The organism is Rhodococcus sp. no. 34 (genome assembly GCF_054589475.1).
Map to the genome: position 1 here is coordinate 107,287 of NZ_BAAILK010000035.1, position 12,616 is coordinate 119,902.

The window sequence follows — 12,616 nt, forward strand, 5'->3', positions numbered from 1 at the left end:
TTCAGCGCGCTGCCAGCTGGGCGATGACAACGTAATTGTCGTCGGTCGACTCTCCTTCGACGACATCACAATTGGCGAGGATCAGCCGTCCCGGAACCGATTCGCGCAACTCGTGAGCGCCCAGCAGCGAACCTTTGTGCAGCGGCCCGACTGTTTCGACGTCGTACTCGAGTGTGCCGTTCGGTGTACCCAGGAGAATTCGATCGCCCGGCTCCACTACCCGGAGCGCCCGGAACGGTGCTTCGCGAGTGGTGTAGTTGTGGCCGACCACGACAACTGTTTGTGTGGTCGACGTTCCCGGCATTCCGCTTTCACCCCACCACACCGGCAGTTCGTCGACGGGATTCAGTTGCTGCCCACTCTCGCCGCCGCGCATCAGTTTCTCCGAGTGCAACGGACTGCTCAGGTACGTGACCCCGGACGCAGACCTCAACTCGATCCTCTCGGGTTCTGCCGGATCGACGGTCACCGAAGCCGGTGCAGCCGCGATATGCGACTGCACCGGCGAGCGGTCAGGTAGCGATCCCGCATTCTCGCCCGAACATCCGGATGCGAGGAGGGCGAGGATCGCTACCGCCGAGAGGCCGGCGCTACGCAGACGTGTTGCCCGGGCCGTCATGACGCTTGCGACGAACAACCACCGTCGTAGCTGCTGCGGCGGCAGCGCCGACGACTCCGACGCCGATCAATACAGCCGGCAGGTTGGAGTTGCTGCTACCGCTGGTGCTGCTGCTTGCGGTGTCACCGAGAGCAAGGTCGACCGGGGGCAGGCTTCCGGCGAGCGCCGGATCGCCGTCGGCATCGGTGACGTAGTAGTCGACGACGTCGAAGGCTCCCTTGTTGTTGTAGTAGCCGACCAGCTTGACGCCGGTCTTGTTCACTACAGCGGTGGTCTCGTCGACCTTCGTGACCCCGGAGCCGTCGTCGGTGTGCTCACCGATGATCACTTCACCGCCGACGCCTGTTCCGGTGTCGATCTCCTTCTCGCCCTTTGCCTTGAGCTCGTCGACGATCTTCTGCGCTGCATCCGCTTCGGCCTTTGCTGCGGCTGCGGCGGCCTGAGCTTCCTTTGCCTTTGTTGCTGCGGCGTCGGCCGCCGCCTTCGCGTCTTCGGCGGCCAGGTAGAGATCCTGCGCCTTCTTACTCGCTGCTTCGGCAGCTTCGGCCTTCTTGGCGGCTTCGGCAGCCTTTTCGTCGGCGATTGCTCGCTTGTCGGTGGCCGCCTCCCCTGCAGCATCGGCCTCGGCCTGCGCCGTCTCCGCGGCCTTCTGTGCAGCGGCAGCGTCCTTCTGTGCGGAAGCTGCGGTAGCTGCCGCTTCATCAGCAGCCTTACGGGCGGCGGTGGCAGCTTCTACCTCGGTGGCGGCTGCGGACTCGGCTGCCTTGGCGGTGGTTTCGGCGGCGGAGGCCACCTTCTGAGTTTCCTTGACGGTGATCGCGAGCTGCTTGGCATTCCAAGCTGCGGCCAACGCCTGAGCCTTAGCGACGGCTGCCTTCGCGAAATCCCAGTTCTTGAAGGCTTCCTCGGCTTCCTTGTTCTTGTCCGCTACCAGTTTGGCGTTTGCATCCGCGGCAGCCTTCGCCTCATCGGCCTTGGCCTGCAGAGCATTAGCCTCGGCGCGCGCCTTTGCTGCCTCTTCGGTCTTGGGCCCCGAACCGGCGGCCTTCGCAGCCTCCTCGAGTTCAGCAGCCTTGGCCGCGGCCGCGTCGGCTTCTGCCTGAGCTGTTTTTGCTACCTCTTTCGCATCGGCCGCCGCGGACTCCGCAACCTTGGCTGCCTCTTCGGCTTCCTTGGCAGACTGTTCCGCGGCCCCGGCCTCCGCCTTGGCCTTGGTCGATTCGACCGCCGCCTTGGTTGCCTCGACGCTCGCCTGGGTCATTGCCTCGGTCGCCTTCACCGAAGTGTCTGTCGCTGCGGACGAGTCGACCCCTGCCGTCGCGGCTGCTTCGGCGGCCTTCGCTGCCGCGTCGGCAGCTGCCTTGGCTTTTGCTTCGGCTTCCGCCAGTGCTGCAGCGTCCGTACCAGCGGTTTCGGCACTGCCCGTGCCCGCGACCCCGGCTTCAACCTTCTCCGGCGTGGTCTCGGTGCTCGTCGCCGCGTCGGCGTCGGTGGTGGCAGCTGCCTCTTCCTCGGCGCAGGTCACCAGCGGATCAGCGCTCGGGGTACACACGGTTTCCGGCTCTGCCGATGCAATTCCCGTGCCGCCCACCGCCAATCCGAGAGCTAGTACGGCACCGGCGGCCGCAGAGCGGACCCTCCGAGAATGGGCGATGGACTTCTCCGACATAGCGCTCAACCTTTCGGCCTTCTTTACGAAGACGGCAATTCCGGCGTGGACAGCCTTTACTTCGTCGGCTGACTTCCAGACGTTACGACCGGTCGGTCCGAAAAATTGAGAGCTGCTGCTCTACCCGCAGGAATCAGGACCGCGGAACGCGCCCCATCAGGTAGAACTCCGGATTGGGCAGCATGCCGGAGAAACTCGCCATGCGATTGCTGAGCCCGAAGAATGCAGTGATCGCGGCGATGTCCCACGCGTCCTCGTCGCCGAAGCCGTGCACACGGAGGGCGTCGAAGTCGGCGTCGGCGATTTCGTGTGAGGCGGAGTTCACCTTGGTGGCGAAGTCGAGCATCGCGCGCTGACGATCGGAGATCTCTGCGGTGCGATAGTTGACCGCAACCTGGTCGGCAACCAACGGCTTCTTCTCGTAGATACGCAGAATTGCGCCGTGCGCGACAACGCAGTACGTACATTTGTTGGCCGCAGAGATCGTGGTGACGATCATTTCTCGATCACCCTTGGTGAGTGCGGAATCTTCCTTGAGCATGATCGCGTCGTGGTATGCGAAGAATGCCCGGAACTCGGCTGGGCGCCGAGCGAACATCAGGAAGACGTTGGGCACGAACCCCGACTTCTCCTGGATCTCGAGAATCTTGGCGGCGATGTCCTCGGGCACCTCGGTCAATTCAGCCTGCGGAAAACGGGTGCTCACTGTGCCTCCTGGTCAACCATCGATGTTCGATTCAAGATAATGATGATTAACTGAGTTGTCCAGATGCATTTCCTGCCCTACTTTTTCGGGCACGGATAGTCGGGTACGGCCCAAGTGATCTGCGTAGCGTGAAACCCGTGAACAGGAAGACACGATGATCGACGGACTGAACCGCGCGCTCGACTACATCGAAAGCAATCTGAGCGGCGAGATCGAGACAGCCGAGATGGCAAGGCTGGCAACCACCTCGGAGTATCACTTTCGGAGGATGTTCTCGGCCCTGGCCGGCATTCCCGTATCCGAATACATCCGTCGACGTCGACTCACCCTGGCTGGTGCCGAGTTGTCCGTCAGCAGATCAGGAGTGTTGGAGACCGCCGTGAAGTACGGCTACTCGTCCGCGGAGGCCTTCACACAAGCGTTCACCGCATTTCACGGCGTGAGCCCCGGCGCGGTCACACGCGCTCCCGCCGTTCTCAAATCCCAACAGAAACTTGTCATTCACGTGACACTGGAAGGAGCCACACCGATGGACTACATGCTTGTGGACAAACCTGCCCTGACGGTAGTCGGGTTCAAGACCCGGGTTCCATTGGTTCACGAAGGTCCCAATTCTGCGATCGAAGATTTCACCCGCTCCGTGGACAAGGTTGCGTTGCGAGGGTTGCGCGAGCTCTCCGATCAGGACCCGGCGGGAATCGTCAGTGTCGTCGACAATTTGGCGCATCCCAGAACCGAAGGCACAGAACTGGATTACTACCTGGGAGTGGTCACCGGCAAACCTTCACCCACGGGTTTCGATGTGCTGACGGTCGACGCACACACGTGGGCCGTCTTCACCGCCGACGGGTCGGAAATCGAATCTGTGCAGTATTTGTGGCGAGATATCTACACGGAATGGTTCCCTGCCAACCCTTTTCGCTCCGTACCTGGTCCCGAGATCATGCGTACCGAATACAACGACGATTTCACCGTCGCACGGTTCGAGCTCTGGATTCCGGTCGAGAGCGAGCTGAACGACGTCGGGGCGTAAAACAGCCGCCAGGTCGGATGGAAGTCACGACCCGGCGGCTGAGCCATCAGATGAAACAGACTGTCAAAGAATCAGTTTCGCTCCGGTAGCAGCAACCACGTCCTCGACGCTGATGCCCGGCGCCGTCTCCACCAGGCGGAGACCGTCGTCAGTCACGTCGATCACGGCCATGTCGGTGATGATTCGCTGGACGCAGCCCTTACCGGTCAGCGGAAGCGAGCACTCCTCGACGATCTTGTGCTCACCCTTCTTCGAGACGTGCTCCATCATCACGATGACGCGCTTTGCGCCGTGGACCAGATCCATCGCGCCGCCCATGCCTTTGACCATGTGGCCGGGGATCATCCAGTTCGCGAGGTCTCCGGTGGCACTGACCTGCATGGCACCGAGCACGGCAACGTCGACCTGGCCGCCGCGGATCATGCCGAACGACGCTGAGGAGTCGAAGAACGACGCACCGGGGAGAACGGTGATGGTCTCCTTGCCCGCATTGATCAGCTCGGGATCGAGTTCGTCCTCGGTCGGGTACGGCCCCACGCCCAGAACGCCGTTCTCCGAGTGCAATACAACGGTGATATCGGTCGGGAGGTAGTTCGGAACCAGCGTCGGCATACCGATGCCGAGGTTCACGTACTGCCCGTCCTCGAGTTCGCGCGCGACGCGGGCCGCCATCTCTTCGCGGGTGAGTTTGGTGGGTAGTACAGAAGTCATGCTCGTACCGTCCGATTCTCGATGCCGACCGTCACGGGGCCGACGTGGACAACACGCTGAACGTGAATGCCCGGCGTGTGGATCTCGGCGGGGTCGAGCTCACCCGGCTCTACGAGGTGCTCGACCTGCGCAATGGTGATGCGCCCCGACGTTGCTGCAGCCGGATTGAAGTTCTGGGTACTCGCGCGGTAGACGAGGTTGCCGTGCCGGTCACCTTTCCAGGCATGGACCAGTGCATAGTCGGCGACGATGCCGCGCTCCATCACGTAGGTGACGCCGTCGAAGTCACGAGTTTCCTTGGGCGGACTGGCAACTGCGATGCCGCCGTTACCGTCGTAACGCAGTGGCAGGCCGCCGTCGGCGACCTGGGTGCCGACGCCGGCCGGGGTGAAGAACGCGGGGATGCCCGCTCCCCCGGCGCGCATGCGCTCGGCGAGCGTGCCCTGCGGCGTGAGTTCGACTTCCAGCTCACCGGAAAGGTACTGACGCGCGAACTCCTTGTTGGAGCCGACGTACGAGCTGACAGTACGACGGATACGCCCCTTCTCCAGAAGCACTCCGAGCCCGAACCCGTCGGTGCCGCAGTTGTTGCTCACCGTTTCGAGTGATGTCGCGCCCTGCTCGAGGAGCGCATCGATGAGGATTTCCGGCACTCCGACGAGCCCGAAACCTCCGACAGCGATCGTGACGCCGTCCGGCACGTCGGCGACGGCCTCGGCAGCAGTGGGAATGACTTTGTCCATCATGTCGATCACAGTAGCGCGACCCGTACGTATTGTGAACCCCCGTCCGCATAACGAACATTTTTCGCCCCCGGCATTGCCTGGGTCACATCTACGAACTATTCTGTTCGCAGAGCGCAACACATGTACACATTGCGAACAACTTCACGTAACCGAACGACGAGGTTCCCTATGCTGCATCTACCGCCGAGGTACCAGCGGCCGACTGGCGTCAACGCCCCGGCCGATTTCGCGGACTACAAGACGACTTCCCTTCGCCACCCGAAGCAGCCGCTGAAGCTGCTCCCCCAGCGGCTCACGGAGCTCACCGGGCCGGTATTCGGCGAAGATCGCGTCGGCGCCGGCGAAAACGACCTGACCATTGCCAACGGCGGCGAAGCACAGGGACAGCGCATCGTCGTTCACGGCCGCGTACTCGACGGCGACGGAAAACCCGTCCCCCACACACTGCTCGAGGTGTGGCAGGCCAACGCCGGTGGACGCTACCGCCACACCGGCGACAACTGGCCCGCGCCGCTGGATCCGTTCTTCAACGGCCTGGGTCGCTGCGTCACCGACGCGAACGGCCACTACAGCTTCACCACGATCAAGCCGGGCGCCTACCCGTGGATGAACCACGACAATGCCTGGCGACCGGCACACATCCATTTCTCGCTGTTCGGCACGGCATTCACGCAGCGCCTCGTGACGCAGATGTACTTCCCCGACGATCCGATGTTCTTCCAGGACCCGATCTACAACGCGGTACCCGAAGCAGCACGTCACCGCATGGTCAGCGTCTTCGACTACGACGCCACGGTCCCCAACTGGGCTCTCGGGTTCCGCTTCGACATCGTCCTGCGCGGCCGTAATGCCTCCGTATTCGAGAACGAGGAAGACCACGATGACTGATCACACCGCGAACCCCGCACCCACTTATCCGGTCGTCCCCGGCGACTTCACCACTGCCCCCTTCGGTGTCACGCCCTCTCAGACCGTCGGGCCGTACTGGCACATCGGCCTCCCCTGGACGGACGGCCCCGACGCTGCCCCGAGCGATACCCCCGGACGAATCACGCTGGCCATCACGGTGATCGACGGCGCCCGCACACCCGTCGCGGACGCGATGATCGAAACATGGCAGGCCGATACGCTCGGACGCTTCAACCATCCGGACGATCCCCGTGGCGCAGTGGAGCTCACTCCGGCTGGTTTTCGCGGATTCGCCCGCAGCGCAGCGGATCCCACGGGCACTGCACTGGTCCACACTGTCAAGCCCGGTGCGCAGCCCACTGAAACGGATGCGAACGAGGCCCCACACGTGAACGTGTCGGTCTTCGCTCGCGGCATGCTCGACCGCCTGGTCACCCGCTTGTACTTCCCCGAGGACACCGACGCACACGCAACAGATCCGGTGCTGTCCTCACTGAGCGAAACCGAACGCGCGAAGCTGGTTGCAACCAAGGTCGACGGTGGGTACTCCTGGACGGTCTATGTTCAGGACGAGGACGCGAACGGCGTCGAGACGCCCTTCTTCGAACTGTAAGAGGAGTACACATGCCCACTCGCGGCGCACTGTTCGATCCGGTGTTCGGGGCCACCCGAGTAGCGGAACACCTGTCCGACCAGGCGTGGGTCACCGCGTTGCTCGACGTGGAAGCCGCGCTGAGTTGTGCGATGGCCACAGTCGGATTGGCGGACGGGGAACACTGCGCCGCGGTGGCTGCTGCCGCGGCCGAACTCTCACAACCGGGCGGTCTGGACATCGTGGCGCTCGGCCGCGCGTCGGCCGCCGGCGGAAATCCCGTCATTCCGCTGGTGAAGATGCTGCGCGAAAGGGTCGGACAGGAAGGTGTGCCTGCCTCCGTGGTGCATCCGGGAGCCACCAGCCAGGACATCATGGACTGTGCTCTCATGCTGTTGACGCGACGCGCGGGCGCGGTCGTTCTTGCCGACCTGACGCGCGCCGCCGATTCCGCCGCCCACCTCGCCCGCCTCCATCGCTCTACTCCTATGGTCGCGAGAACCCTGGGACAACAAGCACTTCCGACCACCTTCGGGCTACTGGCATCGAGTTGGTTCACCGCACTCGACGCCGCAGCGATTCGCCTCGAGATCGTGCTGTCCACGTTGCCGGTTCAATTCGGCGGAGCCGCAGGAACACTCGCTGCGTTGTATCCCGACGGGCTCAGGATCGCCGATGCACTGGCAGACGAACTCGGCCTGGCCAGGCAGGTTGCTCCCTGGCACACCGACCGCGTGACCATCGCAGAACTCGCGACCACACTCGGTATCGTCGCCGGCGCCGTTTCCAAGCCCGCCACCGACATCACCGTCATGGCGTCCACCGAACTGTCCGAGGTTGCCGAGAGCGCTCCGGGCGGCTCATCGGCCATGCCGCACAAGCAGAATCCGGTTGCCGCGATCACCGCCCGCGCGGCAGCGCGACGTGCTCCCGCGCTGGTGGCCACAGCCCTGTCGAACATGGATCACGAATTCGCTCGCGCCGCAGGCCCCTGGCACGCCGAGTGGGAAACCGTCACCGATCTCCTGCGTCTGGCAGGCGGAGCGGCGCACCAGCTTTCCGTGAGCCTCACCGGCCTGCAAGTACACACCGAGTCGATGGCTCGCAATCTCGACATCACCGGTGGCCTGATTCTCGCCGAGCGTGTCACCAAGGCCCTGTCCGCACACACTGATCGAGCGCGCGACATCGTCACCGCGGCAGCCACTTCCGGAACCAGATTGGATCGTGATCCCGCCATCGCAGAGCACCTGAGCGAAACCGAGATCGCCGAACTACTCGACCCCGCACACTATCTGGGCCACGCCACCGATCTGGTCGACCGCGCCCTCGCCGAACGCCCCACAGGAGGATCTCGATGAGCGTCGCGCTCAACTTTCAGCAGACCGGCAATCTCGATGCCCCGGCAGTGGTTCTCCTGGGTTCACTCGGATCCGATCTGTCCATGTGGCAGCCGCAGATTCACGCGCTGTCGAATCGCTACCGCGTCATCGCCGTCGACCATCGCGGCCACGGCAAGTCACCGGTGCCTGCGGGCCCCTACTTAATTGCCGATCTCGCCGGCGATGTCATCGCTCTCCTCGATTCGCTCGAACTCGAGTCCGTACATCTCGTCGGGCTCTCCCTCGGCGGCGCTGTCAGCCAGTGGATCGCCGCACACCACCCCACTCGCGTCGAGACGTTGACCTTGATGTGCACGTCCTCGCAGTTCGCCCCGGCTCAGCCGTGGATCGATCGTGCTCGGGCTGTCCGTGCGGACGGTATCGCGTCCATCGCGGCCGCCGTCGTCGGACGCTGGTTCACGCCGGGACTGGCCGAGAATGATCCGGAGCTTGTCGCCCGTCACGTCGCGATGGTCGAAGCCACACCCGACGAGGGCTATGCCGCCTGCTGCGAGGCGCTTTCGACGTGGGACGGCCGCGCCGACCTGGCCCGCATCGTCGCTCCGACGCTCCTCGTCGCAGGCGAGGAGGATCCGTCGACACCTCCGGCGACGTTGAGCGCGATCGCCGACGGTATCGCCGATGCGGTACTGCACGTGGTTGATCCCGGCGCACACCTCGCCAACGTCGAACAAGCCGGGCGCGTCACCAAACTACTTGCAACGCATATTGCCTCGCACACATCTGCGCTCGCCCAACGTAGCGCCGCGGTGTCGGCCGGCATGACCGTACGACGCCAGGTGCTCGGCGACGCCCACGTCGACCGTTCCATTGCCGGTGCCACCGAGTTCACCGCCCCTTTCCAGGACTTCATCACTCGCACGGCGTGGGGTGACATCTGGTCGCGCCCCGGCCTCGATCACCACACCCGCAGGCTCCTCACTCTCGCGATCCTCACTGCCGTCGGCAACGAACATGAACTCGACATGCACATTCGCGCTGCGCTGCGCGCCGGGATCGATCCCGACGAACTCGTGGAAGTATTTCTCCATACCGCGGTCTATGCGGGTGTGCCGAACAGCAACTTGGCTTTTGCGCTGGGAAAGCAAGCACTCGCGGACCTCTCGGCCGAACCTGAGGAGAACGAGACAACATGAGTGAGCACAGCAGCGAGCAAGCGCCGGGACCGTCCCCGGACTACGTGCAGTCGCTGGCCCGTGGGCTTTCCGTCATCAAGGCTTTCGATGGTGAGCACCCGCGTCGCACCCTCAGCGAGGTTGCCCGGCACACCGATCTCACGCGTGCGACTGCTCGCCGCTTCCTACTCACGCTCGTCGAACTCGAATACGTACGTACTGACGGTTCGGTGTTCTGGTTGACGCCCCGTGTCCTCGAACTCGGCTACAGCTACCTCTCCAGTCTGTCCCTTCCCGAGATCGCCGGGCCGCATCTGGAAGCCTTGTCCGCCAAGGTCCGTGAATCCACGTCCGTGTCGATCCTCGACGGTGACGAGGTCGTGTACGTGGCTCGTGTTCCGGTCAGCCGCATCATGACGGTGTCCATCACCATCGGCACGCGCTTTCCCGCGTACGCCACATCCATGGGTCGAGTTCTGCTCGCCGGCTTGCCGGACGACGCACTGGACGCCTACCTCGCCCGAGTGTCCTTCGCCCGCCTGACCGGCAAGACCATCTCCACCGCCGACAGACTGCGTGCCGAACTCGAGAAGATTCGCGCCGACGGGTTCGCGATTGTCGATCAAGAACTCGAAGAGGGTCTGCGCTCTCTTGCCGCACCCATCCGGGACGCAACCGGTGACGTGGTCGCGGCCGTCAACATCTCCACCCAGGCTGCCCGCTACAGCGCCGAAGCTGTTCGCGGTGAACTGGTTCCGGCCGCAGTCGCCACCGCAGACGCAATCTCCGTCGATCTCGGACGTACTCAGTCGTCCAACAATCACTCGGCAGCGACCCGCTGACCGAGCAGACCCAAGGAAGAACCAATGCCTGACGTTGTCATCTGTGAACCGCTCCGTACCCCTGTCGGCCGCTTCGGCGGTGTCTTCCGTGACGTAGCCCCGGAAGATCTCGCCTCGACGCTGATCACCGAACTCGTCACGCGTACCGGCATTTCCGGCGCGGAGATCGACGACGTCATTCTCGGCCAGGCTTCGCCGAACGGTGAGGCTCCGGCGATCGGACGCATCGCGGCGCTCAACGCGGGTCTGGGCATCGATGTTCCCGGCATGCAGGTGGATCGCCGGTGCGGGTCGGGATTACAGGCAGTCATCCAGGCCGTCATGCAGGTTCAGTCCGGTGGCAGTGACCTGGTCCTCGCGGGCGGTGCCGAGTCGATGAGCCAGGCCGAGTTCTACGCAACCGGAATGCGTTGGGGCGTCAAGGGTGAAGGAGTTGCGCTCAGCGATCGTCTCGCGCGCGCCCGCGTCACAGCCGGCGGACGTGACTTCCCGGTTCCCGGCGGAATGATCGAAACGGCAGAGAACCTGCGCGCCGAGTTCTCCATCAGCCGCGAGGATCAAGATGCACTCGCGGTTCAGTCCCATCAGCGTGCCGTCGCAGCACAGAAGAACGGCGTCTTCGCCGAAGAAATCGTTCCGGTATCCGTTCCGCAGCGCAAGGGCGAGGCCCTGCTCGTCGACACCGACGAGCATCCACGCGCCGACACCTCGATGGAATCGCTTGCGCGCCTTCGTCCCATGCGCGCAAAGATCGACCCCGACTCCACCGTGACTGCAGGTAATGCCAGCGGCCAGAACGACGGCGCAGCACTGGCGATCGTCACCACCTCCGACAAAGCTCGTACCCTCGGACTACGACCGCTCGCACGCCTCGCGAGTTGGAGCGTTGCGGGCGTTCCGCCGCGCACCATGGGCATCGGCCCCGTACCGGCGTCGGAGAAGGCACTCGGCCGCCTCGGATTGACCCTGGCGGACATGGACGTCATCGAACTCAACGAAGCCTTTGCGGCACAAGCACTTGCAGTCCTGCAGAGCTGGAATCTCGAGGCCGACGACCCACGCATCAACCCCAACGGCTCCGGCATCTCCCTCGGACATCCGGTCGGTGCCACGGGTGGACGAATCCTGGCCACCCTGTTGCGCGAGATGGGCCGTCGCGAAGCGCGTTACGGCCTCGAGACGATGTGCATCGGCGGCGGGCAGGGCCTGGCTGCGGTCTTCGAGCGCCTGTCCTGATCAAGCCCCGACGTGCGCGACGCCGGAGTCACCGAGTTCGCCGCGTAGGCCGTCGAGAAAGACACGCAGCAGGTCGGTGAGTTCGGCCTGCTGCTGCTCGGTGAGAATCGACGTCAGTTCGGCTTCACGGCCGAGAACTCGGTCCACCAATTGCTCCACCAGCTCGTGACCGGCGGCAGTGAGGGTCACGAGCACTATTCGTGACCCTTGCGCGGCGGAGGACCTCTCCACCAGACCCGCGTTCTCCGCGCGCGCGAGTCGCTGCGAGATCGCACCGGCCGTGACTCCGGTCTGCTCGGTGATCTGGCGAGTCGTCAACTGATACGGCTCGCCGGATCGCCGCAGGACACTGAGTAGGTCCAGCGTGGCTGTGTCCGCACCGGCCGAGGCGAGTACCCGTCGGCGATCCTCACCGAGCAGCTTGGCGCACATCCACAGCCTGGTGACGATGCCGATACCCTCCACGGGCGTGCCCGGCCTTTCGCGAAGCCATGCCAAGGCAACCGCGTCCACCGCGTCGTCCGGGTTGTAGTCGCCCACCACTGCACACCTCGTTTAGCTCTAAATGATACGTTCTTCGTATAGGTCTAAACGTAGCTCACGGAGGTAGGCATGACACGCACAGTTCTGGTAACCGGCGGCGGAACAGGGATCGGGCGCGCAGTTGCAGCGGCGTTCGCCCGGGACGGAGACACCGTTTTTGTCACCGGCCGACGCACGGAACCACTCGAAAAGACCGCGGAGGAGTTGGGCGATAATGTTCACGCCTTGACGTGTGACAACTCCGACCCGAAAGACCTGAAGCGGCTGCAGGATTCGCTTCCGGGAACCATCGACGTCGTGGCGCACTGCGCCGGCGGTAACACGGACTTCGATCGTGAAGCGCCGTCAGATCTGGAATCCCTGGCCGCCGGGTGGCGGGCCAATCTGGACTCCAATCTGATCTCGGCAGTGTTGACCACAGCAGCAGTTCGAGATCGAATCCCCAGTGGCGGTGCCGTCATCACCATCGGATCGATTGCCGCCGACAAGGGA

The 12,616-nt window shown here is 63.9% G+C and carries 14 protein-coding genes; 8 read left to right on the forward strand and 6 right to left on the reverse strand.

Translation table 11 applies throughout. The features are described 5' to 3' along the window. Position 1 precedes the first annotated feature (1 nt). The 3 genes from ACYP01_RS13595 to ACYP01_RS13605 all read right to left on the reverse strand — a co-directional run bounded on the left by ACYP01_RS13595 (position 2) and on the right by ACYP01_RS13605 (position 2,994). Positions 2-619 carry a sortase domain-containing protein gene (locus ACYP01_RS13595; RefSeq protein WP_046379369.1) on the reverse strand — a complete coding sequence of 206 codons (618 nt, stop codon included), beginning with the start codon at positions 617-619 and terminating at the stop codon, positions 2-4. Continuing rightward, positions 591-2,288 (reverse strand): hypothetical protein, encoded by a 1,698-nt coding sequence (locus tag ACYP01_RS13600; RefSeq protein WP_459680534.1) that lies wholly within the window; start codon positions 2,286-2,288, stop codon positions 591-593. The genes ACYP01_RS13595 and ACYP01_RS13600 overlap by 29 nt, the downstream gene beginning before the upstream one ends. 133 nt (positions 2,289-2,421) lie before the next feature. Beyond that, positions 2,422-2,994, reverse strand: a complete 573-nt coding sequence (locus ACYP01_RS13605) for a peroxidase-related enzyme (RefSeq protein WP_003940498.1) — start codon at positions 2,992-2,994, stop codon at positions 2,422-2,424. A 154-nt stretch (positions 2,995-3,148) separates the two neighbouring features. On the opposite strand from ACYP01_RS13605, the gene ACYP01_RS13610 reads away from it, so the two are divergent. Beyond that, on the forward strand, positions 3,149-4,027 hold the full coding sequence (locus ACYP01_RS13610; protein WP_459680537.1) for an AraC family transcriptional regulator: 879 nt from the start codon (positions 3,149-3,151) through the stop codon (positions 4,025-4,027). Positions 4,028-4,090: 63 nt separating this feature from the next. Here the strand turns inward: ACYP01_RS13610 and ACYP01_RS13615 are convergent, their stop codons facing one another. Together ACYP01_RS13615 and ACYP01_RS13620 are read right to left on the reverse strand one after the other, a co-directional pair. After that, a complete protein-coding gene (locus tag ACYP01_RS13615; RefSeq protein WP_007730017.1) occupies positions 4,091-4,738 on the reverse strand; it encodes a CoA transferase subunit B in 648 nt (215 codons plus the stop codon). Further along, positions 4,735-5,481, reverse strand: coding sequence for a CoA transferase subunit A (locus ACYP01_RS13620; RefSeq protein ID WP_007730016.1), 747 nt, complete (start codon positions 5,479-5,481; stop codon positions 4,735-4,737). Before ACYP01_RS13620 ends, ACYP01_RS13615 begins: the two co-directional genes overlap by 4 nt. Positions 5,482-5,652: 171 nt before the next feature. Between ACYP01_RS13620 and pcaH the strand changes: the two genes are divergently transcribed. Genes pcaH through ACYP01_RS13650 form a run of 6 tightly spaced genes read left to right on the forward strand, consistent with a single transcriptional unit; the run spans position 5,653 to position 11,581 of the window. Continuing rightward, positions 5,653-6,372 (forward strand): protocatechuate 3,4-dioxygenase subunit beta, encoded by a 720-nt coding sequence (pcaH, locus tag ACYP01_RS13625; protein ID WP_007730015.1) that lies wholly within the window; start codon positions 5,653-5,655, stop codon positions 6,370-6,372. Then, positions 6,365-7,006 (forward strand): protocatechuate 3,4-dioxygenase subunit alpha, encoded by a 642-nt coding sequence (gene pcaG / locus ACYP01_RS13630; protein WP_459680542.1) that lies wholly within the window; start codon positions 6,365-6,367, stop codon positions 7,004-7,006. The genes pcaH and pcaG overlap by 8 nt, the downstream gene beginning before the upstream one ends. Before the next feature lie 11 nt (positions 7,007-7,017). Beyond that, a complete protein-coding gene (gene pcaB / locus ACYP01_RS13635) occupies positions 7,018-8,346 on the forward strand; it encodes a 3-carboxy-cis,cis-muconate cycloisomerase (RefSeq protein ID WP_459680543.1) in 1,329 nt (442 codons plus the stop codon). Beyond that, positions 8,343-9,524 carry a bifunctional 3-oxoadipate enol-lactonase/4-carboxymuconolactone decarboxylase PcaDC gene (gene pcaDC, locus ACYP01_RS13640; protein WP_459680545.1) on the forward strand — a complete coding sequence of 394 codons (1,182 nt, stop codon included), beginning with the start codon at positions 8,343-8,345 and terminating at the stop codon, positions 9,522-9,524. The genes pcaB and pcaDC overlap by 4 nt, the downstream gene beginning before the upstream one ends. Beyond that, complete coding sequence (locus ACYP01_RS13645; RefSeq protein WP_459680547.1) at positions 9,521-10,345, forward strand: IclR family transcriptional regulator domain-containing protein; 825 nt, start codon at positions 9,521-9,523, stop codon at positions 10,343-10,345. The genes pcaDC and ACYP01_RS13645 overlap by 4 nt, the downstream gene beginning before the upstream one ends. Before the next feature lie 24 nt (positions 10,346-10,369). Further along, positions 10,370-11,581: an acetyl-CoA C-acetyltransferase gene (locus ACYP01_RS13650; RefSeq protein ID WP_459680550.1), complete on the forward strand. Its 1,212-nt coding sequence runs from the start codon at positions 10,370-10,372 to the stop codon at positions 11,579-11,581. On the opposite strand, the gene ACYP01_RS13655 is transcribed toward ACYP01_RS13650, so the two are convergent. After that, complete coding sequence (locus tag ACYP01_RS13655; RefSeq protein WP_283376011.1) at positions 11,582-12,121, reverse strand: MarR family winged helix-turn-helix transcriptional regulator; 540 nt, start codon at positions 12,119-12,121, stop codon at positions 11,582-11,584. Positions 12,122-12,193: 72 nt separating this feature from the next. Between ACYP01_RS13655 and ACYP01_RS13660 the strand changes: the two genes are divergently transcribed. Beyond that, positions 12,194-12,616, forward strand: a 423-nt coding sequence (locus ACYP01_RS13660; RefSeq protein WP_459680552.1) for an SDR family oxidoreductase, incomplete at its 3' end; no start/stop codon positions are given.